This is a genomic window from Methanobacterium aggregans (assembly GCF_017874455.1).
Classification (GTDB): domain Archaea; phylum Methanobacteriota; class Methanobacteria; order Methanobacteriales; family Methanobacteriaceae; genus Methanobacterium_C; species Methanobacterium_C aggregans.
On sequence record NZ_JAGGLN010000003.1, the window covers coordinates 278,088 to 305,061 of the forward strand.

General features: G+C 40.1%; 21 protein-coding genes. 13 read left to right on the forward strand and 8 right to left on the reverse strand.

Annotation, left to right across the window (positions count from 1 at the left end; translation table 11 throughout):
- Positions 1-9: 9 nt before the first annotated feature.
- Positions 10-351: a hypothetical protein gene (locus J2756_RS06435; protein ID WP_209583783.1), complete on the reverse strand. Its 342-nt coding sequence runs from the start codon at positions 349-351 to the stop codon at positions 10-12.
- Positions 352-819: 468 nt separating this feature from the next.
- Between J2756_RS06435 and J2756_RS06440 the strand changes: the two genes are divergently transcribed.
- Complete coding sequence (locus J2756_RS06440) at positions 820-3,618, forward strand: PAS domain S-box protein (RefSeq protein WP_209583785.1); 2,799 nt, start codon at positions 820-822, stop codon at positions 3,616-3,618.
- A gap of 257 nt (positions 3,619-3,875) precedes the next feature.
- On the opposite strand, the gene J2756_RS06445 is transcribed toward J2756_RS06440, so the two are convergent.
- Complete coding sequence (locus tag J2756_RS06445; RefSeq protein ID WP_209583787.1) at positions 3,876-6,743, reverse strand: cation-translocating P-type ATPase; 2,868 nt, start codon at positions 6,741-6,743, stop codon at positions 3,876-3,878.
- A gap of 158 nt (positions 6,744-6,901) precedes the next feature.
- Between J2756_RS06445 and J2756_RS06450 the strand changes: the two genes are divergently transcribed.
- A complete protein-coding gene (locus J2756_RS06450; RefSeq protein WP_209583789.1) occupies positions 6,902-8,287 on the forward strand; it encodes an NAD(P)/FAD-dependent oxidoreductase in 1,386 nt (461 codons plus the stop codon).
- A gap of 70 nt (positions 8,288-8,357) precedes the next feature.
- Here the strand turns inward: J2756_RS06450 and J2756_RS06455 are convergent, their stop codons facing one another.
- Entirely contained in the window at positions 8,358-9,545 is a 1,188-nt protein-coding gene (locus J2756_RS06455; protein ID WP_209583791.1) for a redox-regulated ATPase YchF, read from the reverse strand.
- A 159-nt stretch (positions 9,546-9,704) separates the two neighbouring features.
- Here J2756_RS06455 and cbiE point away from each other — a divergent pair, with 159 nt between their 5' ends.
- The gene (cbiE, locus tag J2756_RS06460) at positions 9,705-10,340 is read left to right on the forward strand and encodes a precorrin-6y C5,15-methyltransferase (decarboxylating) subunit CbiE (RefSeq protein ID WP_209583793.1); all 636 of its coding nucleotides are present in this window, start codon (positions 9,705-9,707) and stop codon (positions 10,338-10,340) included.
- A gap of 253 nt (positions 10,341-10,593) precedes the next feature.
- Entirely contained in the window at positions 10,594-11,694 is a 1,101-nt protein-coding gene (locus J2756_RS06465; RefSeq protein ID WP_209583795.1) for an RDD family protein, read from the forward strand.
- Between the two features lie 15 nt (positions 11,695-11,709).
- Here the strand turns inward: J2756_RS06465 and J2756_RS06470 are convergent, their stop codons facing one another.
- Positions 11,710-12,075: a cupin domain-containing protein gene (locus J2756_RS06470; RefSeq protein WP_209583797.1), complete on the reverse strand. Its 366-nt coding sequence runs from the start codon at positions 12,073-12,075 to the stop codon at positions 11,710-11,712.
- Positions 12,076-12,250: 175 nt separating this feature from the next.
- Positions 12,251-13,246 (reverse strand): ArsA family ATPase, encoded by a 996-nt coding sequence (locus J2756_RS06475; protein WP_209583808.1) that lies wholly within the window; start codon positions 13,244-13,246, stop codon positions 12,251-12,253.
- Between the two features lie 327 nt (positions 13,247-13,573).
- Between J2756_RS06475 and J2756_RS06480 the strand changes: the two genes are divergently transcribed.
- From J2756_RS06480 to J2756_RS06495, 4 genes are all read left to right on the forward strand, one after another.
- Positions 13,574-14,380 carry an NAD+ synthase gene (locus J2756_RS06480; protein WP_209583810.1) on the forward strand — a complete coding sequence of 269 codons (807 nt, stop codon included), beginning with the start codon at positions 13,574-13,576 and terminating at the stop codon, positions 14,378-14,380.
- Between the two features lie 49 nt (positions 14,381-14,429).
- Positions 14,430-14,747 (forward strand): divalent-cation tolerance protein CutA, encoded by a 318-nt coding sequence (gene cutA / locus J2756_RS06485; RefSeq protein WP_209583812.1) that lies wholly within the window; start codon positions 14,430-14,432, stop codon positions 14,745-14,747.
- A gap of 118 nt (positions 14,748-14,865) precedes the next feature.
- A complete protein-coding gene (gene leuS, locus J2756_RS06490) occupies positions 14,866-17,742 on the forward strand; it encodes a leucine--tRNA ligase (protein ID WP_209583814.1) in 2,877 nt (958 codons plus the stop codon).
- A 241-nt stretch (positions 17,743-17,983) separates the two neighbouring features.
- Complete coding sequence (locus tag J2756_RS06495) at positions 17,984-18,370, forward strand: DUF5518 domain-containing protein (RefSeq protein WP_209583816.1); 387 nt, start codon at positions 17,984-17,986, stop codon at positions 18,368-18,370.
- 200 nt (positions 18,371-18,570) lie between these two features.
- Here the strand turns inward: J2756_RS06495 and J2756_RS06500 are convergent, their stop codons facing one another.
- The gene (locus J2756_RS06500) at positions 18,571-19,350 is read right to left on the reverse strand and encodes a fumarylacetoacetate hydrolase family protein (RefSeq protein ID WP_209583818.1); all 780 of its coding nucleotides are present in this window, start codon (positions 19,348-19,350) and stop codon (positions 18,571-18,573) included.
- A gap of 283 nt (positions 19,351-19,633) precedes the next feature.
- Positions 19,634-20,494 carry an ATP phosphoribosyltransferase gene (gene hisG / locus J2756_RS06505; protein WP_209583820.1) on the reverse strand — a complete coding sequence of 287 codons (861 nt, stop codon included), beginning with the start codon at positions 20,492-20,494 and terminating at the stop codon, positions 19,634-19,636.
- Between the two features lie 235 nt (positions 20,495-20,729).
- On the opposite strand from hisG, the gene J2756_RS06510 reads away from it, so the two are divergent.
- Positions 20,730-22,031, forward strand: a complete 1,302-nt coding sequence (locus J2756_RS06510) for an amidohydrolase family protein (protein ID WP_209583822.1) — start codon at positions 20,730-20,732, stop codon at positions 22,029-22,031.
- Positions 22,032-22,093: 62 nt separating this feature from the next.
- Positions 22,094-22,825 (forward strand): HAD family hydrolase, encoded by a 732-nt coding sequence (locus J2756_RS06515; RefSeq protein ID WP_209583824.1) that lies wholly within the window; start codon positions 22,094-22,096, stop codon positions 22,823-22,825.
- A 135-nt stretch (positions 22,826-22,960) separates the two neighbouring features.
- On the opposite strand, the gene J2756_RS06520 is transcribed toward J2756_RS06515, so the two are convergent.
- The gene (locus J2756_RS06520; protein WP_209583826.1) at positions 22,961-23,746 is read right to left on the reverse strand and encodes a hypothetical protein; all 786 of its coding nucleotides are present in this window, start codon (positions 23,744-23,746) and stop codon (positions 22,961-22,963) included.
- Positions 23,747-23,961: 215 nt separating this feature from the next.
- On the opposite strand from J2756_RS06520, the gene ftsA reads away from it, so the two are divergent.
- From ftsA to J2756_RS06535, 3 genes are all read left to right on the forward strand, one after another.
- Positions 23,962-25,305, forward strand: coding sequence for a coenzyme F390 synthetase (gene ftsA / locus J2756_RS06525; protein ID WP_209583828.1), 1,344 nt, complete (start codon positions 23,962-23,964; stop codon positions 25,303-25,305).
- A gap of 256 nt (positions 25,306-25,561) precedes the next feature.
- Positions 25,562-26,134, forward strand: coding sequence for a right-handed parallel beta-helix repeat-containing protein (locus J2756_RS06530; protein ID WP_209583830.1), 573 nt, complete (start codon positions 25,562-25,564; stop codon positions 26,132-26,134).
- Positions 26,113-26,934, forward strand: coding sequence for a right-handed parallel beta-helix repeat-containing protein (locus J2756_RS06535; RefSeq protein ID WP_209583832.1), 822 nt, complete (start codon positions 26,113-26,115; stop codon positions 26,932-26,934). The genes J2756_RS06530 and J2756_RS06535 overlap by 22 nt, the downstream gene beginning before the upstream one ends.
- Positions 26,935-26,974 lie beyond the last annotated feature (40 nt).

Below are 26,974 nucleotides of genomic sequence, written 5' to 3' on the forward strand. Positions count from 1 at the left end.
CACCTTGGATCATCTTTTCCTTAAGAAGAAGAACCATATTGCAAATACAAGAACTATAATGGCTATAATAACGAATATCCAGAAATATGTGCTGCCCTCTGAATCATCAGTTGAACCTGTGTCTTCGTTATCATCCATGTGGGATTTGTAGGATTTTGAACTGGAACTTCTATGACTCCCACTACTTCCCTTAACCATGGGACTAATATACTGAAGAGTTATTTCAGAGTTTAAACTCCCTGAAATAGATTCTGATGTCACAAATGGTATTTCATGTGCAGAAACACAGGATGGAATCATTAAAACACTAAAAACAATGAGCAAAGATAAAATACTACTTTTAAACTTCATAAGTTCACCTCTGAATTATTAATAATAATTTCCCATGCCTGTTAATAAGTTTTACTGAGTTACTCAACCTAAAAAAGAACTTGGATAGTTTTAATCCCACTAAAAATGCCCATATTTATGAATAATTAACTTTATTAGGATTTAAAAGGTTTTAATTCCTTTAAAACATTAATAAATGTTTTTCAGACGGTAAATTATTGTGGGAAACCTTTTATCCTAAGTTCTATTCTGTTTTCGTTTTCATCTTGACTCCACAACCTGACGGAGTAATACTTCTACTGTGATGTGTCAAGGATGTGGCGTCACAAAATTTATCCAAAATATTATCTTTTTGTGAATATACTATCAAATTCAATAAATTGTAGGTACCCTTGGTCACTTAAAGATTTGAAGTTCACATGTCCTCTGAATAACCGTAAAATCGGGAAATTTTAGAATTAGGATTAACTAATTCCGGTGAATAATATGATGGATGAAGATAAAACAAAAAAACAGCTCATATTGGAAATTAATAGTATGAGGGAAGAGTTGGATCATCTTAAATCAGATATTCATTTCAAAGGGGAGAACATGGACCTATGCAGGCCATTAACGGGTAAAGAAGAACTTTACAATGTTTTATTTAAACATTCTCAAGATTACGTATTCATATTGGGGCTTGACGGGAATATAATAGATTTCAACTATGAGGTAGAAAAAATTGGTGGATTGAACCGCCATGAAATTGTTGGGAAACACTTCTCAGAATTTAAAGAAATCTTAGGGGGCGACATTTCCAAACATAAAAGATTTCTAGAGGATTTAATCAGGGGAGAGTCTGTTACTCCATTCGATTCAGACTTCGTGAGCACCACTGGTAAAAAACATATCATGAAACTGATACCAGTTCCAATAGAAAAGAATGGAAATTTAAGGTCTATAATGGTGATAATGAGGGATTTAACAGATTATGTTGAATCAATGAATGCACTGAGTGAGAGTGAGGAAAAGTTCCGTTCACTTGTTGAATCCGCGAGTGATGCAATAATCCTCATCAACAAAGAGGGAAATATTACCTTATGGAATGAAAGTGCATCTAACATGTTTGGATTCTCTGAAAATGAGATCATTGGCAGTCCCATTGAAAGGATCATCCCAGAAGACTACTCCAAGTTCCATGAGGGATCCTTAAGCTATCCAATTAACTGTGAAGTTGAAGGAAAAACTTTCGAGGGTCTAGGCATAAAAAAGAACGGTGAAACCTTTTCAATTGATGTTTCACACACCAGCTGGCTAATGAAGGGAGAACCTGTTTTCTGTACCATAATAAGGGATGTAAGTAGGCGTAAAAAAGCTGAAAATGAATTAATAGGATCTCAAAAGAAGTACAAGACCATATTCGAGAACACAGGAACTGCCATGTGCATAGTTGAAAAGGATGGAACCATATCACTTACAAACACAGAATTCACAAAAACCATGGGTTACAGTGCAGATTATCTGGAAGGTGCAAACCTTAAAAAATTCACAAAAACCAACTTCAGAAAGATCATGGACTATCAAAGATTAAAAAGTCTAAATCCAGATACAGCTCCAGTGAAGTATGAATTAAACTTCTTTGACAGTAAAAAAACTCTTAAAACTGCCATGCTGAACATTGCAGGAATTCCGGGAACAGATAAAACCTTGATATCCCTCCTGGACATCACCGAGCTTAAAAAATCAGAACAAAAGATCGTAAATCAGAACAAAATCCTCAACGGCTTTAACAAGATATTTAAATGTGCACTGTCATCCAAAAACCAGGAAGAACTTGCAAAGATATGTTTGAACACCTGTGAGGAGATCACAGAAAGTAAGTTAGGATTCATACAGCTCTTAAACAAACGGGGCAATCTGGATTTCGTTGCATTAAGCGATCCTGCATGGGAGGTATCTAAATTCTTAAAAAACGATAAAGAATTCCTCATGAAGGATCTGAAGCTCCAGGGAATATATGCCAGGCCTGTGGTAGAGGAAAAATCCATTATAGTGAAGGATCCATCATCCCATCCTAACAGCATAGGTTTACCTAAGGGCCATTTTCCACTGGAATGTTTCCTGGGAGTTCCCCTTAAAAGGGGCAATAAGATCATTGGAGTCATTGGACTGGCAAATAAAAAAGAAGATTATGGTCATGATGATGTTGAAACAGTTGAAAAACTTTCAAATGCCATAGCGGAGGTTCTCACTCTTAAACATGCCGAAGAAAAACTCATAAAAAGTCAAGAGAAGTTCCGACAAATGGCTGAAAATGTTGAAGAAGGGGTATGGATAAGTGATGTGGGATCGAAGAACACGATGTATGTGAATCCTGCATATGAGAAAATATTTGGATTGTCCAAGGAGAGCATCCACAAAAATCCAGGTTCATGGATGGACATATTACACCATGATGATGTGGAACGTGTTTCAAAACATGCCTACAGAATCTTCCACAAACATGAATTTGAACAAAAAAGGATCGAGTACCGTATAATAAGATCTGACGGCTCAATCAGGTGGATACAATCCCAGATATCCCCAATAAAGAATGAAAATGGAGAGATAATCCGTTTTGTTGGAGTTACTGATGATGTAACAGAACGTGTACTGGCTGAGGAGAAAATACAGAAATCCCTTGAAGAAAAGGAACTTCTCCTTAAGGAGATACATCACCGTGTTAAAAACAACATGCAAATAGTTTCCAGCCTTCTGAACCTGCAGTCAAGGTACATAGATGATGAAGAAGCCTACGCTGTTTTCAAGGAGAGTCAGAACCGTGTTAAATCAATGGCACTGGTCCATGAAAAACTCTACAGATCCACTGATCTTGCCAGTGTGAACTTTGGGGAATATGTGAGAAGCCTTTCAAAGGAACTTCTGATATCCTACGGTTCACGAAGCAACAACGTGGCCATAAAAACGGATCTGGACGATGTGTTTTTAAATGCAGATACTGCCATACCCTGCGGTTTAATTGTGACTGAAATAATATCCAATTCCATTAAATACGCATTTGATGGTGAAGGTGGGGAGATATGCGTGGGACTCCACAGGTACAATGGGGGCTTTGAGATTCTGATTGGGGACAACGGTGTTGGAATTCCAGAGGATATGGACCTTGAAAATACTGAAACACTCGGCCTGTTACTCATAAACTCACTGACATCCCAGATCGATGGTGAGGTTGAACTTTTACGAAAAGGAGGAACTTCATTCAGGATAAAAATTCCTTTAAATGAGGATATCATCCTGAATAACTGTTGATGGTTGAACTTCATTTGAACTTCATTGAATAAATTGAACTCTAATGAATCAATTGAAGTAATTAAAGTTTAAAAAATAATTAAAGTTAAGGTATATTCATTTAAGTGTAATCAAACTTCAAAAAGCAAATTAAACCCTAAAAAGAATATTTAAACATGAAATTTTAGATCATCACTAATTTTTGATTTTTTTAGTTTTTGTTTTAAATAAAAAAAATACTAGTTAAATAGTGTTCACATTCCATTTGAGCTGATAATTTATTTTCGCACCCTTCTCGCGATGTATTTCCTTAATTCCTCTGCAAAGAACATTATTGGAATGAATGAGATGAGGTAGAGCCATTCAAAGATTCCAAGGGAAGTTGTACCAAAGATTTCCTGCATATAGGGTATGTAAACTATGGAAAGAACCACAAGAACTTCAAACATAATACCCCTTATTATCCATTTATTTTTAAAGACACCAACCTTTAATGTGGAAGTTCTGGTGGTCTGACAGCCTAAAAGGTTTCCTATCTGTGATGTAACTATTCCGGCAAAGACCATGGTGGTTGCTTTCATGTAAAGTGGATCAGAAAAAGGCAGTGACTGTCCAAGCTGCCAACCTCCATTGTAGAGAACCCAGAAGTATCCTGACATCACAAGGATGGCCTCTATAACTCCAAGAAATATGTATCCCCTCATTATAACCTGAAGATTTAAAATACGTTCTTTTTTGGGCCGGGGCGGTCTTTCCATGACATCTGCCTCAGATGGACCCATTCCCAGGGCAAGCGCAGGTAAAGTGTCTGTTCCCAGGTCAATTGCAAGTATCTGCATAACAGTTATGGGCAGGGGAATTCTGAATATAACCATGAGAATGAAAGGAATGATTTCAGCAGTTTCGTGGGCGAAGATGTAGGTTATAAACTTTCTTATGTTCTCGTAGATGGTACGCCCCTCCTTGATAGCTGCAACTATGGTTGCGAAGTTATCATCAGTCAGAACCATATCAGAAGCTTCTTTTGCAACATCGGTACCCGTGATTCCCATTGCCACTCCAATATCTGCCCTTCGAAGTGCAGGAGCATCATTAACACCATCACCTGTCATTGCCACGATCTCATTCTCACTTTCAAGTATTGATGCAATTCGCATCTTGTGCTCTGGAATTGCACGTGCAAATATGATGTTAGAACCAGACTTGAGAACCTTTTTCACTTCATCATCTGATAAGGAATCCAGTTCCTTTCCCTTTATTATGTTACACTCAGAACCAACTATTCCAACTTCACTCGCTATGGAACGGGCTGTAAGACCGTAATCACCAGTTATCATGATGATCCTGATGCCTGCACGGTGGCAGTCCTCAACAGCACCCTTCACCTCAGGTCTGGGAGGATCCTGCATTGCCATCATACCCAGAAAAACCATGTCAACCTCAACTGTTTCAGGGCGGAAGTCATTGAAATCATCTGGAAGAGTTTTATAAGCCATTCCAAGTATTCTAAGTCCAGAAGCTGCGAGTTCGTCATGTTTCTTTATAATTTCTTCCTTTTCTTCATCAGAGAAGGTCTGAACTTTCCCGTCGACTGATATTTTCTTGCAGAGGGCTATTATTTTCTTTGGAGCCCCTTTTACGTATGCAACCTTAGATCCTTGTTCAAATCCTTCAGGATTCGTTTCAGAATCAAAAAGTTCTCCATTTTCAATATTTTTATCATATTCCTTTTTTTCATCATTCCTTTCATCATTCCTTTCATCATTGAAGCCATAATGATTTTTTTCGCCATGCTTTTGATGTATGGAACTCATTGACTTTCGTTTGGAGTCGAAGGGAAGTTCAGCTATTCTGGGAGATTTTTTCATCTCATCCTCCCAGTCAAAACCATTTTTACGTGCAGCAATGAGAAGTGCAGCTTCAGTGGGGTCTCCAAGTATCTTCCATTTCTCATCTGGGCCTTCTGGTTTTATGAGCTTGGCATCATTGCAGAAGGTTGCAGAGCGCATTAAAAGTTTGAGCTCCCGGACCTCCTGGTGGGATACTGGAACTCCTCCGTGGAAGAATTCGCCCTCAGGTTCGTATCCCGCCCCTGTAACATCTATGATCTCGTGGGGTATCCATATTTTACGCACAGTCATCTCATTTTTTGTTATCGTACCTGTCTTATCTGTGCAGATTATATTGGTTGATCCGAGGGTTTCAACACTTGAAAGACGTTTTATAAGTGCATTTTTACCCACCATCTTCTTCACTGATGCTGCAAGGGCCAGGGTAACAGTTGGAAGCAGACCCTCTGGAACGTTTGCAACTGTGAGTCCAATTGCAAATGTGAATGCAAGGGAAAGTGGAAGCTCCACAACGTAAACGTTAAGGAGAAAGAGGGTCACACCCATGAAAATCGCTATAACTGCAATGATCTGGGTCAACCTGTTCATCTGCTTCTGAAGGGGACTGGGTTCCTCCTTCACAGCCTGTGTCAGTGACGCTATCTTGTTGAACTCAGTTTCAGAACCAGTTGAAAACACCACAGCCCTTCCAGAACCAGATGAAACACTGGTACCTGCCAGAACAAGATTATTGAAACCCACAATGACTTCATCATCCTGTACTATTGTGTCAGATACTTTTCTTATGGGCTTGGACTCACCTGTGAGAGTTGAAGTGTCCACCTTCATCTGGAAGGCTTCAACAAGTCTGGCATCTGCAGATACGTTGTCACCCTCTTCGAGTACCAGCACATCCCCTGGAACGAGCTGGGACGCAAGTACCACAACTTCCTCCCCACCCCGTATAACCTTTGCGCTGGATGGAAGAATCTTTTTAAGGGCCTCAACAGCTTTTTCAGCCTCGTACTCCTGCCAAAAACTAAAAACAGCATTTATTATAATAACGGCTATTATTGCAAATCCCAACTGAGGTGTTCCACTTATAAAGGCGAGTATACTGGCTGCCCAGAGAAGCAGTGCCAGAAGCTGGTACAGATTGGCCAGAAAATTGTAGATTATGGGTTTCCTCTTAACCTCCTCTATCTGGTTAAGCCCGTACTCTTCAAGACGTTTTTCAGCCTCTGAATCCGTTAAACCTTCCTTTGATGTTTTTAATTCAATGTAAACATCTTCAGGAGGAATTTGATAAATTTTCATGATCAGGGTTTTACACTTGAAATGTACCTCCCTCTCTCACTATTAACTATTTTTATAAACTTAAGAATATAAATAATGAAGTGTTGAGGATTAAAATAAGGATATTTACGGGAATTTAAAGGGGAATTCAGCAAAATAAGGGGTTTAAAGGTGTTAATATGAAATGTGATGTTTTGATAGTTGGTGCAGGTCCTGCAGGCCTCTTTGCAGCAGGGGAACTGGCACCGGATCTTCAGGTTGTGGTTGCTGACATGGGAAGAAGCATGGATGGAAGGGTATGTATGGCACTGCAGAATGGAAAGTGCAGGCGATGCTCCCCATGCAACATAAACACAGGACTTGGGGGTGCAGGAGGACTTTCAGACGGTAAACTCAACCTCAGACCAGATATAGGGGGCAACTTAGAAGAATTTGTAAGCCATGATGATGCTTGGGGTCTCGTGCACCAGGTTGATGAGTTCTTCCTGAAACATGGGGCCACAGAGAAACTGTACTCCCCCAATGAAAGTGAAGTATCAGGGGTTTTAAGGGAATCAGCAGCATCAGGAATAAAATTCATACCCATAATCCAGAGGCACATGGGATCAGACAAAACACCCGCCATAATAAAGTCCATAAAGCACGAACTTGAAGCCAAAGGTGTTAAATTCCTGCTTCAAACAGAGGTCACTGAAATCATTGCAGACAGAGAAGTGAAGGGTGCCAGACTCAGAAATGATGAAGAAGGGGATTTTGAAGTTGAGTGCAGCTACATAATGGCTGCACCTGGAAGAATAGGTTCTTCATGGCTTGCTGGAGAGATGAAAAAGCTTCAAATTCCTATAAAACACAATCCAGTTGATGTTGGGGTGAGGGTTGAGGTTCCACAGATAGTAATGGACCATGTGACCAGTATAAACTGGGACCCCAAGTTCCACATAACCACCAAAACCTACGATGACTTCGTCAGGACATTCTGCACCTGCAACAGGGGATTCGTTGTTGAAGAAGTTTACAACAACTTCACAGGAGTTAACGGCCACTCAATGCAGGATAAAACATCTGAAAACACCAACTTCGCATTTCTTGTGAGGGTGGAACTCACAGAACCTGTTGAGGACACTTCAGCCTATGCATCATCAATTGCAAGCATAACAACAACCCTTGGGGGAGGAAAACCCCTGATCCAGCGATTGGGTGATCTGAGGGCAGGGCGAAGGTCAACATGGAAGCGAATTGAGAGAAGCAACGTGGTTCCAACCCTTAAAAGCGTAACACCTGGAGACATTGCAATGGCACTCCCCCACCGCCTGGTTATGGACATAATAGAGGGACTTGAAGCCCTTGACAGGGTGATACCTGGAGTTGCGTCTGATTCAACATTGATCTACGCCCCTGAGATAAAACTCTACGCAATGCGCGTTGAGGTGAACAAAAAACTCCAAACACCTGTAAAAGGACTTTACATTGCGGGGGATGGAGCTGGAGTTTCCAGGGGAATTGTGGGGGCTGCAGCAACAGGTATTATTGCAGGGAGGGAGATTTTGAGGGAAAAGAAGGGCTAATACTTAATAATCATCTTTAATTTTATTTTCAGAAAAATCAAAAAGAATGAATAAAGATTTTACAGGTTTTTCACCTGCAAACAATACTGATAATATCCCCTTCCTCAAGTTCGTAGTCGCTTGAAACTCTCATACATTTTTTAGCATCTATTGCATGCATGAAACTCTCACCAATATCTGTGTGTATCACGTAGGCAAGATCACGGGGTTTAGAACCTTTACGGATGAGTATGGCATCTGGAAGCACGTTGCCCTTCTGATCGCAGTACTTGTGTTCATCCTCAACAGGGAAAACCGCTATCATGTTCAGAACCTTGAAAACAGCCCTGTTAAGTGCTTCCTGCACCCCTGTACTTCCGTACTTCTGGAGAACATGTTCCTTTATGTACTCAAGGGCCTTCAGCTGCTGGGGGCTGAGTTTATCCGGGTCTGGGATCTCGAAGTCAGAATCTCCTGAAACATAATTTATAAATCCTGCCTCACTTGCCCGCACGAGTGCAAGTTCAGACTCTGCAGATGCAGGGATAACATTCTCATACTTTTCCTGGAGCCTTTTGATGTTCTCCTCTGCAGTGGGGGTGTCTGCCTTGTTTGCAATGATTATCATGGGTTTGGAACGTTGGAGAAGATCGTCCAGGAAGGTTGCGATGTCTTCATCTTCCCATTTATCATAATCCTTAGTAACAGTCCTTTTTGCCTCTATAACCTCTTCAAGAGCCACACCTATACCGCTGAGCTGTTCAGCTATCACCTTTGCAAAGTCCAGGCGTTCTGACATGACTTTCCTTATCATCCGATTCCAGTTCTTCTTGAGTATGCCCATAAGCCACATGACTATCTCATGCTGGAGAAAGTCCACATCCTCAAGGGGATCATGTGAACCTGGGTCACAGGGCCTTCCCTCCTCATCAGTTGAACCTGAAGCATCTATGATGTGCAGCAGTACCTTTGCCTGCATCATGTCATCTAAAAATTTGTTTCCAAGACCACGGCCTTCATGTGCACCAGGTACCAAACCTGCAACATCCACAAGCTCCACTGGTATCAATCGTTTGCCTTCAACACACTTGGAGTTTCTGGGGTTGCATGTCACCTCCAGTTCAGTGCACGGGCAGACACTTACAACATGGCCAACTGCCTTATTTGCGTCTATGGTTGTGAATGGGTAGCCTGCAACTTCTGCCTCTGAGAGGGTTGCAGAATTAAAGAATGATGATTTTCCAACGTTAGGTTTTCCTGTTACAGCGATTTGAAGCATTTGTATTCCCTTCTTAATTTCCTTTATTTTTATTCTCAAAGTCTTGATCCATTATTTAAAGAACCATTTAAATAACAATTTCGCATTTTTTGAAACAATTCATGGTTAATACCTATTCCATGGTTAATTATAAGTAAATGATATGAGAGAATCAGGAGCATGTCAAAACTTTACGTTGTGGGAATAGGGCCGGGATCAAGGGAATATCTGACACTTAAAGCCCTGGAAGCTGTAAAATCCGTTGATGTTCTCGTGGGAAGCACCAGGGCACTGGAACTTTTTCCCGAAGCCCAGGCTGAGGGGATTGAGCTTGGAGCCCACAACGTTCAGGAAGTTCTAACACGGGCCATCAGGGAAGCAGCATCTGGAAGGAACACAGCAGTCTTATCGACGGGGGATCCTGGATTTTCAGGCACTCTCAAACCCATCCTGAAACTCAGGGATGATCTTGGGGTGGAAGTTGAGATTGAGGTGGTCCCAGGTGTGAGTTCAGTTCAGATGTGCTCTGCAAAGCTTTTGATACCCTGGGACGATGCAGACATTGTTACCATGCATGGAAAGGGAAACTCAGGGAATGTTCTGAAACTCCTTGACAATGGAAAACCAACCATAATCCTACCCAACCTTGGAGTGAAGGAGCTTGCAGATTTTCTCATGGATTCAGGTGTTGAACCAGGAAGAAGGATTGCAGTCTGCGAGAAAATGAGTTATCCCGATGAGAGGGTTGTTGAAACCAGTTTATGTGACGTTTGTGGTATGGAATTTGGTTACATGTGTGTTGTGGTTGTCTACTGAACTTTTTAATCTATGATTCTAAACTTTTTTTAATTGTCAATTTTGCTCGCAGAGAACAATATCGCCTTCTTAAGAATAGTTAATATTATATACTAATTCATTTTTATATTGGGTTGTCTTTTACAGATATTTTATGTTATATGGATTAAAAAATGGGCTTTAAATCTTTTTAATGAATTTTAGTTGATATTCCTATTAATTGTAATGATATTCTGAGAAATTTAAAAAATAACATCTTTAGGAGTGTGTTTTGATGAGTTTTAGAAAGTCTGTAGCTTTGATTGCAGGAATTTTAACCTTTATAGGGGTAATGGTACTTTTTGCCATAGGAATTCAAACTTTATGGCCTAATTATGAGCCAAGTGACAATCCATTTGATAGATTAATTGTTTTAACTGTTTCAACTGTACTGGCATCCTTCGTTTACAACTTAATAAAGGGAGAAGAACCAGAAGAGTCAAAAGAGGTTAAAACCTATTCAAACAAGGAAATAAGCAGAAGACTTGCACAGAGCAGGGGGGAAGTTGTTCCGGAAGCCGCACCGGATCCTGAACCAGTTCAGGAAGCAAAGATTCATGAAAAAGAAAAGCCTCAAGTGGAGAAGTCCAGTGCTTTCAGCGAAAAGAACTTCAAATATGTGGAAGATTCCAGTAAAGAAAGTGTTAATGAAGCTGAATCGCCTGCTGCTTTAAATCATGCTGAAAACATCCCGGAAAAACATGTTATCATGGAAGAAACCACAGAACCCGTGGACATAAGAAAAACTTCAGAACCCTTACCAATATATTCTGAACCTCCACATGACTATGAACCCTTACAGGCCAGTTACAACAGCTTTCAAACCTCTTCAAAACCAATATACTGTCCAGTATGTCACAAACCGAACATTAGAGAAGCCTTGTACTGTGCTGAATGTGGAAGCAGGTTAACTGAGTACGCACCACTTTTAAGCAGGTTTCTGGCCTTTTTAATAGACATCATAATCCTTGGGGTCTTCAGTACAGGCTTGTTTATAGTTCTTGCACTGGTGATCCCAAATGCAGACACCACCAACTTCGATACATTTTCAGTGGTGTGGGCTGTACTAACTTTGATTGCTTCATTCATCTACTTCGCACTCTTCCATATAGAAGGTCAAACCCTTGGTAAAATGGCCCTTGGAATAGAGGTTGTGACAGAATATGCACAGGAAAAGATAAGTGTGCTTCAAAGCTTTCTGAGAACCATACTTCTAGTGGTGGATCTGATGCCCTACCTAATACCTGGATTACTGGCACTTGTTGCAATGGTAGCATCGGACAGGAACCAGAGAATAGGGGATATAGCATCAAAAACAGTTGTAATCAAAAAATAGACGTATTGAGGATATTTAAGGGCAGATTTCCTCATCATCCTCCCTCCATGGAGGACTCACAACACAGAGGAACTTCAGATCTTCATCTGAAACATTTTCAATCCACTGCACTCTTCCCGGTGGAATGTAAACTGCCTGACCCGGTTCAACTGCACCCTCTTCATCATCGATGTGCATCACACCAGTTCCAGTGAGTATGAAGTAAACCTCCACAGACTTTTTAAGCCTGTGGGGCAGTGATTTTTTTCCAGGACTCAGAACTGCATGGGCTATGCTGCAGCCCATCTCAACACCCTCATTTTCAGGGTGCAGAAGCTCAGTTAAGAAGGTTTCATCCATTGCTTTGAAGTAATCGGATTTTTTGATGTCCTTTATCAACATAAAACCATCTCTCCTTTTTTTATAGAATAAGAAATCCTTAATAAAATATTTTAATCAAAATTGATGAGATACATTTAAAATTTATTATGATAAGATTATTATTAAAATTAATGGATTAAATAGATTCAGATAACTCAAAAATAAAAAATTAAGGTTTTAAAAACCTTCAATGAATTCAGTTAAGTGCGATAGGTCCTTTACCTTCTCCTTCTTCACCGTAGAGAATGTCTCCAATCTGTTTGAGCTGATCCATTCCCTTAACTTCATGGCTCATGAGCGGTATTTCAGCTATGACCTGGTCACCGAATTTTTCCTGAATGGTTTTAAGGCGCTGTTCCTGGATCTGCCTTCTGGCTTTACAGAAGTCGCAGTCAGCTTCCTCAGGCTGGATCTGGTTGACTATAACCCCATCGGTGTTGATGTTGAACTTGTGCAGTGCTTCAACAGCCCTTTCAGATTCGTAGATGGACATTTCCTCAGGTATGACAACTGTTTTGAAGGTTGTTCTATCAGGGTCTGCCATAATACCCCTTGCTTCCCTGATCTGTTTTTTGGTTGCTTCAAGGTCTTCCATTGCTTTGTCCTCTTCGTCCTCATCACCCATGAATGGCATGATGTTTTTGAAGGCCTTTGCCATACTTCCAATCTGTCTTCGAACCTTTATCATCTTTCCAACCCATGAATCCATCATTTCAGGGAATGAAAGGAACCTCAGGGTGTGTCCTGTTGGTGCAGTGTCGAATATGACCATGTCGTACTCATCTGTCATCATGTACTGGAGGAACTTGTCGAATGCAGCTGCTTCATCTATTCCAGGGGACATTGAAGCCATATCCATCTGGTCCTGCATCATGCCCATGTCCATTCCAGGGTTTAGTGACTGCTGTTCCTTCATCTTTGCCTGGTAATCCTGCATAGCAATTTCAGGGTCTATCTCCAATGCTTCAAGGTTTTCAGCTATTGGTGTTGGGTTGTGACCGATATTCTTCTCGAATGAGTCTGAGAGAGAGTGGGCAGGGTCTGTAGAAATGATAAGAGTTTTCTGTCCCTGCTTTGCACACCAGAGTGCTGTTGCTGCGGATACGGTTGTTTTACCGACTCCACCTTTACCACCTATGAATACAAATGTTGTTTTTCCTTTATTGAACTTGAAAAGGTCTTTAAATGCCATTTTATGCCCTCCATTCTTTGTATCAAGCTATAAGCTTAAAATCAATCTAACACTTTTCATGCATTGATACGTTACATTCATTTATACGTTATCCTATGTAGATCGATGCATGCTTATAAAAATTGTGCAAATGAATATTATTCAAAAGATATATAACTAGAGATCGTTTAAAAGCAGGATTCAAAAAAAAATTTCCATGGAACTATAAAAAAAATTTATAGATATTTAAAAGTTTTTAACTGCACGAAAAGTTAAAAAAAACTTTGACTGGTCTAATTAAAATTCCTGCAGATATGACATGGAATAATTTAAGAAAGAGTGGTAGATATGCACGGAGAAAACAGGACTATCCCACCTATAGATGAAAAAAAGACCGCAGAACTAATTTGTAACTTCTTAAAAGACAATCTGAATCAATCAAAAACAGAAGGAGCTGTTATAGGTTTAAGCGGGGGTTTGGATTCATCAACAACAGCTTACCTCTGTGCCAGAGCATTTGGAAAGGATAAGATCCTTGGAATTATAATGCCAAGTGAAACAACATCCAGAGAAGATGTTCAGGATGCAGTGAAAGTTGCTGAGTCCCTGGGGATAGAGTACGAAACAGTGGAAGTTGATGGCTTAATAGAACCCTTCAAGGATCTGTGCAGTCATTCAGATGAGGGTTACAACACCGTACTTGCAGGTGCAAACCTGAAGGCAAGGATACGGATGATGATTCTTTACTACCATGCAAATGCAATGAAAAGACTCGTTGTTGGAACAGGAAACAGAACAGAGCTTCTTGTGGGATACTTCACCAAGTACGGTGATGGTGGGGTGGATATTCTTCCAATAGGTGACCTCTACAAAAACCATGTTCGTGCACTGGCATCGTACCTCCAGGTTCCAGTTGAAATCATAGAAAAAGCCCCAACAGCAGGACTCTGGGCTGGGCAGACTGATGAAGATGAACTGGGCATGAAGTACGAGACTCTGGACAGGCTTCTTTACCTGATGGTTGATAAGAAACTGGGAGATCAGGAAGTTGCATATGAACTTAAAATTCCACTTGAAGAAGTTTTAAGGATAAAGAGAATGGTGAGATCTGCAGAACACAAGCTAAAACCTGCACCAATTGCAGCGGTAAGATGAAACTTTACCTAGGTTCCTATTGTTCATTGAATGGATTAAGAGGATTAAAATGTATTCCTTTGTATATATAACAACTTCAGGAGTTTCAGAATCAAAGAAAATAGCTAAAGTTCTTTTGAAGGAAAAATTAGTTGCATGTACAAATATCATTCCGAGGATAGAGTCCATGTACCTCTGGAAGGGAGAAATAGAAGAAGATTCAGAGTCACTTTTAATTGCAAAAACCCTTTCAAACAAGGTTCAGGATGTTATAAAGCGGGTTAAAGAAATTCACAGCTACGAAATACCATGCATGCTTCAGATAGAAATAAAAAATGGTTCTGAAGATTATTTGAAATGGTTGAAAAGGGAAATTCTTGATAAATAGATTAAAATAAATTAAAACTTCTTAAGCACTGAATATAAGGATATTTAAAGAATATTAAATGTTTCAAACTTATTTAAATTCACAAAAATTATTTATAATTCATTTTGGCGGTGATCAGTTGACAAAGATTGAAATTGAAGAGAAATGGCAGAAGAAATGGCAGGAATCAAAATTATTCGAATCCAACCCCAGCGAAAAGGAGAAAATATTCCTAACGGTGGCATATCCATACCCCAGCGGTGCAATGCACGTTGGACATGGAAGAACCTACACAGTACCTGATGTTTACGCCAGATTCAAAAGAATGCAGGGTTACAACGTACTTTTTCCAATGGCATGGCACGTTACAGGTGCACCTGTCATAGGAATTGCAAAGAGGATCAAGAGACAGGATCCATGGACACTTGATATTTACAAAAACGTTCATAAAGTCCCTGAAGATGAACTTCAAAAGTTCATAGACCCTCAGTACATAGTGAAGTACTTCAGCAGTGAGTACCATGATGTTATGAACCGCATGGGCTACTCAATTGACTGGAGGAGGGAGTTCAGGACCATAGATCCTCACTACCAGAAGTTCATTGAATGGCAATTCAGAAAACTCAAGGAAAAAGACCTTGTGAGGATAGGAGAACATCCTGTTAAGTACTGTCCAGAATGTCAGAACCCTGTGGGCGATCACGACCTTCTGGAAGGTGAAGGTGTTGGAATAAACGAATTAACCCTTATAAAATTCCAGATTGGTGATGATTACCTCGTGGCAGCCACTTTCCGTCCTGAAACCCTTTTTGGAGCCACAAACCTATGGCTTAACCCTGAATCAGAGTACGTAAGGATAAAGGTGGATGATGAAACCTGGATCGTGAGCAGACAGTCCTACGACAACATAATCAACCAGAAAAAGCATTTAACAATAATAGATGATGTTGATGCCCCTGGAATGATTGGTAAGTACGTTAAAAACCCATTAACGGGTGATGAACATATAATACTGCCTGCATCCTTTGTTGATCCAGAGTATGCAACAGGTGTTGTTTACTCGGTGCCGGGGCATGCTCCCGCAGATTACATAGCCCTCATGGACCTTAAAAATGACACAGAACAGCTTGAGAAGTACGGTATAACTGAAGAAGTTCAGGGAATGCAGCCTGTTGGTATAATAAAACTCAAGGGCTTTGGGGAGATACCTGCACAGGAAATGATCCAGAAGTTTGGGGTTGAAAACCAGAACCATCCCAACCTCAAAGATGCTACAAACGAGATATACAAACTCGAACATGCAAAGGGAGTAATGGCTGAAAAAACTGGTGAATATAAGGGACTTTCAGTATCTCAAGCAAGGGATAAAATCATAGAAATCCTTGTGAACGATAAAAAAGGAGACATAATGTATGAATTCTCTGAAAGACCTGTTATATGTAGGTGTGGAACTAAATGTGTTGTTAAAATACTTGACGATCAGTGGTTCTTGAAGTACTCCAATGAAAACTGGAAGGAAGCCACCTACAAATGTCTTGAAGGCATGAACATTGTTCCAGAGGAAGTGCGTTCAAACTTCAATTACTACATTGGATGGCTCCAGGACTGGGCATGTTCAAGAAGGTTAGGCCTTGGAACAAAGCTTCCATGGAACAAAAACTGGATAATAGAACCTTTAAGCGATTCAACCATTTACATGGCCTATTACACCATTGCAAAGTACATGAAGGACATTGACCCTGAGGATCTCAACGACCAGTTCTTTGATGAGGTATTCTTAGGCATCAAATCCAGTGAAAATGGATATGGAAATATAACTGAAAATATGCTTGAAGATATAAGAAGTGAGTTTGGTTACTGGTATCCCCTTAACTGGAGGCTTTCAGCTAAGGATCTGGTTGGAAACCACCTTTCCTTCCACATGTTCCACCATTCAGCAATCTTTCCAGAGGAAAAATGGCCCCAGGGAATAGTTGTATTTGGAATGGGACTTCTTGAAGGCCATAAAATGTCATCATCCAAGGGAAACATCATCATGCTGGAAGACGCCATAGAAACCTACGGATCCGATGTTGTAAGGCTCTTTTTAATGTCCTCTGCTGAACCATGGCAGGACTTCGACTGGAGGGAGACAGAGGTTAAAGGAATAAGCAAACGCCTTGACTGGTTCGTGGAATTTTCAGATCGTGTTGAGGAGATATACGGCTCTAAAATAAATCTCAATGATCATGAATCAGTTCCTGAAGTTGAGAAACCTGTAAACCTCTGGCTGCTCAGCCAGGTTAACATGAGAATAAGGGATGCAACTACAGCCCTTGAAGGGTTCCAAACAAGAAAAGCCCTCCAGGAATCACTGTTCCTCTTCAAAAAGGATATAGACCACTACTTCCACAGGGTACAGCATGAACTGGGCGATGAAACTGCAAGGGAGGAGATAAGCAGGGTTCTTGCATATGTGCTTGGAGTGTGGATACGTTTAATGGTTCCATTCGTGCCTCATGCCTGTGAAGAGCTCTGGAAAAATCATCAGGGTGAAGGATTTGCATCAGAAGCAGAATGGCCGGAATACCGCGAGGAAGTCATTGATGAAAAGGTGCAGAAGGCTGAAGAAATCGTTCAAAGCCTTGCAAATGATATCAATGAAATAAAAAAGATAATAGATGTGAAACCAACAAAGATACATGTTTATGTTGCTCCAGACTGGAAGTGGAGGATCTTTGATATTGCCAAGGAAGTTGGAAAACCAGATATTGGCAGGATAATGGGACAGGCATCAAAACAGAACATCCATGATGATAAAAAGGAAATTGCAATGTTTGCAAAGAAAATAGCCCGCGATATGACCCGTATAAAGTACGCTGGTCAGATAGACGAGTACTCCATAATCAAGGACGCAACTGAATACCTCAGAGGGGAAGTCGATGCAGAGGTCATTGTGTATGATGAACCAACGTACGACCCTGAAGGCAAATCAAAGAATGCATCGCCGTATAAACCAGCTATATACATTGAATAAGTAGTTTTGATGTGCCAAAACATCAATTCAACTTCTTTTTTTATTTAAATGTTTTTAAGTATTTAAATCTGCTAAATTTTAGTTGATATCATTTCTTTTAAAAGAGCCGCCCCTTCATTAAACAATTCTTTTGATAATAATTTGGCATAGATTTGGGTGTAAATCTGGAAAAAGTATTATAACACACCTTCCACAATGTTTTAACATAGATTTTAAGGAAGTGAAAAAGATGGTTAAAGAAATGATTCAATGGAGACCTATTATAATCGGAACAGCCATTGCTGTAATACTCTACTTCGTATCATACTTCATAGCTGGCGTGAACTTAATGTTCCCCCTTCTGATGTTGGGAGGAATGCTTGTGGGTTACATGGTCGGTGGAGACACCAAGAATGGGGCGTTCAATGGTACCATCATGGGAGTGGTGACAGGCATCATAAATCTGATCCTACTTGTGGTGATGATCATGATTCAGGGTGCAAGCACAGCCCTTATAAGTGCATTGGCTGTAACACTTATCATATACTTGGTGATGCAGATAATTCTTGCAGCAGCAGGTGGAGCCTTTGGATCAATGGTGAGAACAGAATCAGAAATCGACAGATCTTCTGCAGAGGAATCTGAATAAAAACGAAGATTTAAGGATTTGTAAATTCATCTCACGATGGGTTTATGAAACCCCCTTTTTCCTAAAACCTTTTTATATACTTTTTTTATCAAAACAACTTCCATCAAAAAAAATCAGCTAATTATCCCATTTTTCTATTATCTACTTTATTATCCAAATATTCTAAAACAAGATTAATAGGGTTATAAGTGTGGATGATATTAAACGGATTTAATGAAGTTTTTCAGCACACCAATACCTTCAACCTCTACCTCAACAGTGTCTCCTATTTGCATGGGCCCCACGCCTGGAGCAGTTCCCGTACCAATCACATCACCGGGATTAAGGGTCATAACATGGGATATGAACTCAACCAGTTCGTACACATTGAATATCATGTTTTTTGTGTTTGAATCCTGCTTCAAATCGTTGTTGAGCCTTAGGGATATGTGCTGGTCCACGGGGTTGAGTTCAGTTTCAATACATGGTCCTATTGGTGCGAAGGTGTCGAAGCCTTTGGCCCTGGTCCACTGAACATCCTTGCGCTGTTTGTCACGTGCAGTTACATCATTCAAAATTGTGTAACCTCCTATAAAATCAGGCGCATCCCCTTTATCAACATTATGGGCTTCTTTTTTGATCACTATTCCCAGTTCTGCCTCGTAATCAACTTGTGTTGAACATGGGGGGTATCTGACATCATCAAGATGTCCAGTAACTGCAGTTGAGGGTTTTATGAATATCACAGGTTCTTCTGGAAGTTCCATGTCCAGTTCCCTTGCATGATCTTTGTAGTTCAGTCCAACGCAGACAACCTTTGAGGGAGATACTGGGGGTAGCACATCCACATCACTGAGATTGTAAGAATTTTCTGTCTTAAATTCGTTGATATCTGAAGCATTAAGGGCATCAACCATTGAACAGTTGAGTTCTGTTATTTCATCCTCATTTAGAAGTCCTGTTTTTTCAACACCATCTGTTCTGAATCTTAATAGTTTCATTTTAACACCTAAAGCTGATCTTTATAAAATTTTAGAATGAACTGCATTTGCATTTTATAATTAAAACCTAAATTTTTATAAAAAAATTAAAAAATAATAATTTAAGAGAGTTCTATGAAGTTTTGAAGGTTTTTTTGGGAATTTATTTTTTAATCTTTTTTTTAGTGGAGTTTTTGGTCAACCTTTTTTTTAAAAGGTTGTTTTGAAGGTTTTTTTGGGAATTTGTCTTTTAATCTTTTTTTTTAGTGGAGTTTTTGGTCAACCTTTTTTTTTAAAAGGTTGGTTAGATGATCCTCTCTATTGGCACAACCAGTATGTCCCGTGCACCTATCTTTTTGAGTTCGTTAACAAGGTTGAAAACATCCTTTTCGTCCACAACTGCATGAACAGCCATAACTCCCTTATTTGAAAGTACGTTGGATACTGTTGGACCTGTAAGTCCGGGCATGGCCATTTTCACATCTTCAAGGAACTCCTCTGCAACGTTCATCATCACCAGCTTCTTACCTTCAGCGTCCAGAACACCTTTTATACCTGTTCTTATGGCATCAACCTTCTCGTTCTTTTCCTTGAAACTCCTTTTATTGGCAATGAGTTTTATGGAGCTTTCAATTATGGTTCCTATTATCTTGAGGTGGTTCATTTTAAGGGTTGTACCTGTACTTGTGAGGTCTGATATGATGTCTGCAACACCGATAAATGGTGCAATTTCAGTTGAACCGCTCAACTCCACGATCTTAGCATTAATTCCCCTGCCATTGAGGAATTTCTCTGTTAAATGTGGAAACTCAGTTGCAACAACTGCTCCGTCCTTTATATCAGATATGCTCTCAATTGAAGAGTCTTCTGGAACTGCAAGAACGAGTTTGGCACTTCCAAAGTTCAGATCCTCCAGTATCTCCACGTCTGCTTCATTCTCCTCGATAAGATCCATACCAGTTATTCCAAGGTCTGCAGCTCCATCAGCAACAAATTCCGGGATGTCCGCTGCCCGTGTGAACATCACACTTATCTCTTCATCGTAGGTCTCTGAGAAGAGCTTCCTGTTAGCTGTGTCTTTCACACCAATACCTGCCTTACCCAGAAGCTGGACAGATGGGTTGCTGATCCTGCCCTTTGATGGTAGGGCTATTCTTATTTGCATTTAAATCCTCCTGAAGTAAAATATTTAAATAAAAACATTTTAAAAGCATGAAAAGTTTGCTCAAATCAATGAACTTCAAATTTTCCTATTTCATTCATAAAGTTTTGTATCTTAATTAATTGAATCCACAATTTGGTAACATAATAGAGTTAGGAATGGTAGATATTTATGTTCTTCCATTAAACTATAAAGAGTTTAAAATTTCATTAATAATTTCATGATAGGGGAGTTGCAAGTGGAAACAAAAACCATTCTCATAAAAAACGCCATAATAATTGGTGATGAAATAAAAAAAGGTTCACTGATCACGGATAATGATAAAATCGCTGAAATAGATTATTCAAACTCAAAGTTAGGTTCAAATGATGCTGATGAAGTGATAGATGCTGAGGGAAAGGTTTTGTCACCAGGACTTGTGAACACCCACACCCACCTTTCAATGTCCCTCATGAGGGGCCTTGCAGATGATATGCTCCTTGACACATGGCTAAACGATCATATATGGCCAGTTGAGGCCAACCTCCAGGGTGAACACTGCCAAGCCGGTGCAATGCTCGCCTGTGCTGAGATGATAAAATCTGGAACAACCTGTTTCAACGACATGTACTTCTTCATGGACCACGTTGCAGATGCAGTTGATAAAGCAGGGATGAGGGGAACGCTCTCCCATGGGATGATAGACCTTGGAGATGGAGATAAAAGGAAGGCAGAGTTTAAGGAAACCCAGAGGATAATAGATAAATGCCACAACACTGCAGACGGCAGGATAAAAGTGGCATTCGGACCCCACTCTCCCTACACATGTTCCATGGAACTTCTTGAAGGTGTGAGAAAACAGGCAGATAAGCAGGGCCTCAGGATCCATATTCACGTTTCTGAAACCAAGAAAGAAGTGGAAGATGTCATGGAGGCCAATGGGAAAAGACCCTTTGAGTACCTGGATGAAATCGGGATTTTAGGGCCTGATGTCCTTGCAGCCCATGCAGTCTGGCTTGACGAGGGCGAGATGGACATCATAAAGGAGAGAGGTGTTAAACTGTCCCACAACCCTGCAAGCAACATGAAACTGGCATCAGGAGTTTCTCCTGTCTCAAAACTGCTTGAAAATGGGGTTTGCATGTCTCTGGGCACGGATGGGGCTGCATCCAACAACAACCTGGACCTCCTTGAGGAGATGAAAATCACAGCCCTTCTGCAGAAGGTCACAACCCTTGATCCAACTGTAATGCCTGCAAAATCAGTTTTTGACATGGCAACAATTGGGGGTGCAGCTGCACTGGGACTTGAAGATGAAATTGGAACCATTGAGGTTGGTAAAAAGGCAGATATCATTCTGGTGGATATGAAATCCTCCAGTTTAACCCCGCTGAGAAATCCAGTATCTCACCTTGTTTACTCTGCAAACGGTGCAGATGTTGACACAGTCATCTGCAATGGAGAGATGCTAATGAAAAACAGGGAACTTCTCACCATAGATGAGGCAGAAGTGATTTCAATGGCTGAGGAAGCATCTGAAGACCTTTTATCGAAACTCTGAGTTTCATCAACATCTGAAAGTTGAATTTTAACTAAAAAATAGGATCAGGAGAATAAGGATTCATGGATCATCCAAACAATTTAATACTGTTCGATATAGACAAAACACTTCTTGTAGGCTCTCATTTCCATTACATGGCCATGAAACATGCTGTACTTGATGTTTATGGGATAGAAAACCCAAAATCAGTTGAAAACCTTCAGGGAATGACTGACCTTCAGATACTCTGCAACATACTTTCACAGGAAGATCTGGACAGGGGAATAATAAAAGCAGGTATCAATGAATGTATGGATAAAATGGCATCATACTTCCAGGACAATCTGTTTAAAGAGAATCTCATACCTCTGGCTGGGGCAAAAAATGTCCTTGAAAACCTTAAAATGATGGGTATACCAACTGGACTTGTTACAGGTAACATGGAACCCATTGCATGGCTTAAACTGGGTAAGGTCGGTCTCAGGGAATACTTCAAATTCGGTGGTTTTGGTAACGAGGCTGCTCAGAGGAATGTGGTTGTAAAACTCGCCCTTCAACGTGCTGATGATATATACGGAGTTTTTGACAGGAAAAATGTGTTTGTTGTTGGTGACACTCCCCGTGACATACTTGCAGGCCAGAAATCCGGCGTTAGAACCGTGGGGGTGGCAACTGGTGATTTCACAGTGGATGAACTGGAGTCTGCAGGGGCAGATTTTGTGCTTGAAGATCTTGAGGATACAGGGGGAATCTTGAAGATAGCTTCGGAAAGTGGAATAGATGTGAATCCAGACTATTATCCTGTGCAGCATTGAGGGTCAGTAAAATAATAGGAACAGGGATATAGAACAGTTATAATCTTCAAATTTTTCAAAAATAATCTTTTATTTCTTATTTTTTTAAATAATATCATAGCGTCCTTATTTTCACATTTATTAATTTTTTAACCCCTAAAATAACTTTTCATTGGTTATAAACTGCTTATAAAACCTGTAAGTTACAAGCAATGCCATGAAACTGTCCAGAGCATCTCCACCAGAATTTTCCTTCATTTTGGCAATAAATGATTTATCAACCTTCAAATCAACACCATCAACGGATTTTGAAGTTACCTCATCAACAATTAATTCCCGATTTTGACTTTTTGTTGATTTATTGTGTCCGGTTCCTTTATATGGGATGTAAAGATCCCTTTCCTTCAAAATTAGTCCGGGATAAACCTCCAAAATCCAGGGTCTTTCAGTGAGGGCTTTTGTGTAGGGTACTATTGATGCAGAGTCCATGAGGGGTGACAGAATATCCCTCATGCCGTGGTAAGTTTGTTTGTATATCCAGAGGTTGTAGGGTGAAAGTGGCGCTCCCATATCCAACTCAACCTTTCTACGTTTTTCACGGCCTCCAGTCATTTTTAGGCAGTGTGCCCTGAAATCTTCGGCATTTAGGAAATTTCTGCGGATGCTGCAGATGAAATCTTTCCAAGTGGCCCCGGCCCGGCACTCTTCTGGTAAATTGAATGAAAAATCCATACCAAAAACTCCAGAGGGGTTTTCAAGTACCAAATCTCGGATTTTCGTGTAGTAATCTTCTTTGGATATTAAACTTCCCCAGAGTGCCTTTGCACTTTCTGTGTACTCAAGAACAATTTCATCCTTCTTCAAATGCCCCTTGGATATCCATATCTTTTCTCCAGGATCTGCAGCTGCACTGAAGTCCAGACCGAAGATTTCATGTTTCATACCATCACCTGATCATAAGTTTAGAACTTAATCTTTAGAAGAGCCCAGATTTCATTGAAGATCTTGTGAAGGTATCTAAAACCTTTTTTTCATTTAAGATTTGAAGATATCTGAACCTTCTCATTATTTGGATTATTATTTTATTGAATGAAGTACAATAAATTATAAAGGAAGTTTGTTGTTCATGTTCTTTGTAAATCAGGACGGTGGTTTATATGGTACAGTACTTTCGGGAAGAAATTGAAACCATGTCGAGGGATGAACTGGATTCCCTTGTGGATGAAAGGATACATTACACAGTTAAATATGCCTACGAGAATTCTTCATTCTACAGGAAGTGGTTCCATAAAAATGATGTGAACCCACAGGATGTAAGGAGCCACGAAGATCTTAGGGAACTACCCATAATATCTGGTAAAACTGTCAGGGAGAGACAGCCCCCTGAAACAGATGAATTTGAATTCAAATCCACTAATTGGGAGGATGTGTTTACCATCCATGAGACCAGTGGAACCAGTGGAACCCCAAAATCTTTTTTTCTAACATGGGATGACTGGAACCGTTACGCAGAGAAGTACGCCCGTGCATTTGTTTCCCAGAACTTCACATCTGGTGACAGGGTTGTGGTCTGTGCATCCTATGGAATGAATGTAGGGGCCAACACCATGACACTTGCAGCCCAGAAAATAGGTATGACAATAATACCTGAGGGAAAATGCACATTTCCAGTGCGCATAATGAAGAACTACGAACCAACTGGAGTGGTTGCCAGTGTGTTCAAGCTCCTGAGACTTGCAAGCCGAATGGAGGAAGGGGGCATAGATCCTCAAGAATCAAGTATAAAAAGACTTATAGCTGGGGGTGAAAGCTTTTCAGAGGAGTCACGTGCCTACGTTGAGGAAGTGTGGGGTGTACCAGTTTACAACACCTATGGCAGTACAGAGGGAACCATGTGTGGGGAGTGCAGTAAAAAGACAGGCCTTCACGTACCTGAAGACCTTGTGCATCTGGACGTCTACGATCCCCATCTTGAAAACTTCGTGGATGATGGGGAATGTGGAAGGATAGTCCTTACAACACTTCTACCTCCTGGAGGAAAAACAGGAACCCTTCTTTTAAACTACGACACAGACGATACAACAGTGGTTGTTACCCGTGGGAAGTGTGACTGTGGAAGAACCCATATGCGTATTTTAAATCCTCAGAGGGAAGCTGAAACAGTTTGGGTTGCAGGTTCACCCTTCAACAGGGTTGATGTGGAGCAGGGGGTCTTCCAAAGGGATAACATGGAGTACCTGACAGGAGAGTACGAAGCTTTTCTGTACGGGGATGATGAGGAGGTTACAATGAGGGTCAGCATGGAGTGTAGGGATGTTGCAGACTGCAACAGGGACATGGTTGAGGACAAATTCCTGAAATCCTTCCTAAAATACAAACCCGGCCTACATGAGGCGCATGCAGATGGAAGTTTCAACATCATCTTCAACTTCACATCAGAGGAAGGTCTTGAATTTTACAAGGTAAGGGGAAGACCTAAACGTTTGGTGGACCGTCGCTGAAAGATTATGAAAGGAAAGTCATGACCAGAAAGAGTGCCCACCAAGGGACCAGTTCCATAAATATTTTTTATAAAAGGAGCATTTTTATAGATAAAAGTGGCTTGAATCCTATTTTTGAATAGTTTAATTACCTCTTACATTTTAGTTTTATATTACAAAAACAATTTATTAACTTTCTTTATGGGGAAGTTTCAGTGTTAATGGAAGTACTGGAATACTCGTTTCTGGGGACAATTCAACTGTTTCAGGAAACACCGTGAATAATAATGGGGATAACACAACGGTATATGCTAATTATGGATGTAATGACGATAGCGGCTCAGGAATAGGAGTTATAGGAGATAATGCCCGTGTCTATGAGAATATCTTGAACGGTAATGGTAACAACAAAACAATCTCCTACCTCTATGGTGGTGGTTTTGACAATAAAGGTGCAGGAGTAGTTGTAACGGGTAAGAATGCTAATGTTTCAGGAAACACAGCTATGGCAAACAGCAATGGAATATCACTTATAGGTGATAATGGAACTCTTACAGGTAATACTGCTGCTAATAATGTTGGCAATGGAATTAAGGTTACTGGAAAAAAACCAGTCATTACAAGTGATAATGTTATTCATGATAATGGTGGTCATGGGCTTTATGTGACTTCGGATAACATAAATCTTAGTGGATTTGATATCTACAACAATGGTCTCGATGGAATTTATGCACCTGGACAAAATGTGACTATCTCAAACAATAAAATAACCAATAATAGTGGCAATGGAATAACAGTACATTTATGGGTGAGTTGGGAGTTAGTGGAATGGAGTTTTTCACTGATATAGTTATGGAGATGGTATCTGTTCCTGCGGCATTGGATTATATTTCCACAATAAGTTCTGTTTATGGAGGAGATATAATGGTTAAACTTAACTCTCTAAATAATGATAATGGTATTGCAGTGAATGGTAACTATGCAACTGTTACGGCAAATTATGATGTAAATTATAATAGTGGTTATGGAATTTCAGTGAGTGGGTATTCTGAAAATGTTTCCCATAATATACTTACATTTAATGGTGGTGGAGTTGCGGTTCAAGGAAATAATAACCGACTGGACTATAATAGTGCTAATAACAACAATTGGGTTGGAATTTATGTAAATGGTATAGGGAATAATATCACTTATAGTCAATGTAATAACAACGGAGGGATTGGTATATATGTTTCTGGGGAAAATCATGTCCTTGGCAGCATATCAATTGATCATAATGCTTTAGATGGTATTGTAGCTCATGGAGATCTTTCAGCAGATATACTTAGCATGCTTAACCCTTTAGTTCGTTTCCCTTCAGTAGATAATATAATATTCGGCAATGAATTGAGCAATAATGGTGGAAATGGTATTTATTGTGATGGAAATCCAGTTATTAGTGAAAATATGGGTAGTGGATTATTTGGAACTTTAATAGCAGGTAATCCTTTAACTCTACTTTTACTACCAAATCCTGTAGAAGGTAATCTTGGTGCGGAATTACCTCCAATGCAATTAATAGCGATACCATCTGACATAAAGGATATAATACAATATGTTGTCGGAGCATTTAATGATGTGATACTATCGAGTATGGTCAGTAACGGTTAAATATCTGAGTAAGCTTTAGGCATTATGTTGTATTTACAAA

What these genes read in the sequence shown, in the direction of transcription:
- J2756_RS06515 (WP_209583824.1), top strand. Translation starts at nt 22,094, where the DNA reads ATGGATCATCCAAACAATTTAATACTGTTCGATATAGACAAAACACTT.
- J2756_RS06500 (WP_209583818.1), bottom strand. Translation starts at nt 19,350, where the DNA reads ATGAAACTATTAAGATTCAGAACAGATGGTGTTGAAAAAACAGGACTT.
- J2756_RS06455 (WP_209583791.1), bottom strand. Translation starts at nt 9,545, where the DNA reads ATGCTTCAAATCGCTGTAACAGGAAAACCTAACGTTGGAAAATCATCA.
- J2756_RS06440 (WP_209583785.1), top strand. Translation starts at nt 820, where the DNA reads ATGGATGAAGATAAAACAAAAAAACAGCTCATATTGGAAATTAATAGT.
- J2756_RS06465 (WP_209583795.1), top strand. Translation starts at nt 10,594, where the DNA reads ATGAGTTTTAGAAAGTCTGTAGCTTTGATTGCAGGAATTTTAACCTTT.
- J2756_RS06450 (WP_209583789.1), top strand. Translation starts at nt 6,902, where the DNA reads ATGAAATGTGATGTTTTGATAGTTGGTGCAGGTCCTGCAGGCCTCTTT.
- cbiE (WP_209583793.1), top strand. Translation starts at nt 9,705, where the DNA reads ATGTCAAAACTTTACGTTGTGGGAATAGGGCCGGGATCAAGGGAATAT.
- J2756_RS06475 (WP_209583808.1), bottom strand. Translation starts at nt 13,246, where the DNA reads ATGGCATTTAAAGACCTTTTCAAGTTCAATAAAGGAAAAACAACATTT.
- J2756_RS06535 (WP_209583832.1), top strand. Translation starts at nt 26,113, where the DNA reads ATGGAGTTTTTCACTGATATAGTTATGGAGATGGTATCTGTTCCTGCG.
- ftsA (WP_209583828.1), top strand. Translation starts at nt 23,962, where the DNA reads ATGGTACAGTACTTTCGGGAAGAAATTGAAACCATGTCGAGGGATGAA.
- cutA (WP_209583812.1), top strand. Translation starts at nt 14,430, where the DNA reads ATGTATTCCTTTGTATATATAACAACTTCAGGAGTTTCAGAATCAAAG.
- hisG (WP_209583820.1), bottom strand. Translation starts at nt 20,494, where the DNA reads ATGCAAATAAGAATAGCCCTACCATCAAAGGGCAGGATCAGCAACCCA.
- J2756_RS06435 (WP_209583783.1), bottom strand. Translation starts at nt 351, where the DNA reads ATGAAGTTTAAAAGTAGTATTTTATCTTTGCTCATTGTTTTTAGTGTT.
- J2756_RS06495 (WP_209583816.1), top strand. Translation starts at nt 17,984, where the DNA reads ATGATTCAATGGAGACCTATTATAATCGGAACAGCCATTGCTGTAATA.
- J2756_RS06470 (WP_209583797.1), bottom strand. Translation starts at nt 12,075, where the DNA reads ATGTTGATAAAGGACATCAAAAAATCCGATTACTTCAAAGCAATGGAT.
- J2756_RS06520 (WP_209583826.1), bottom strand. Translation starts at nt 23,746, where the DNA reads ATGAAACATGAAATCTTCGGTCTGGACTTCAGTGCAGCTGCAGATCCT.
- J2756_RS06480 (WP_209583810.1), top strand. Translation starts at nt 13,574, where the DNA reads ATGCACGGAGAAAACAGGACTATCCCACCTATAGATGAAAAAAAGACC.
- J2756_RS06445 (WP_209583787.1), bottom strand. Translation starts at nt 6,743, where the DNA reads ATGAAAATTTATCAAATTCCTCCTGAAGATGTTTACATTGAATTAAAA.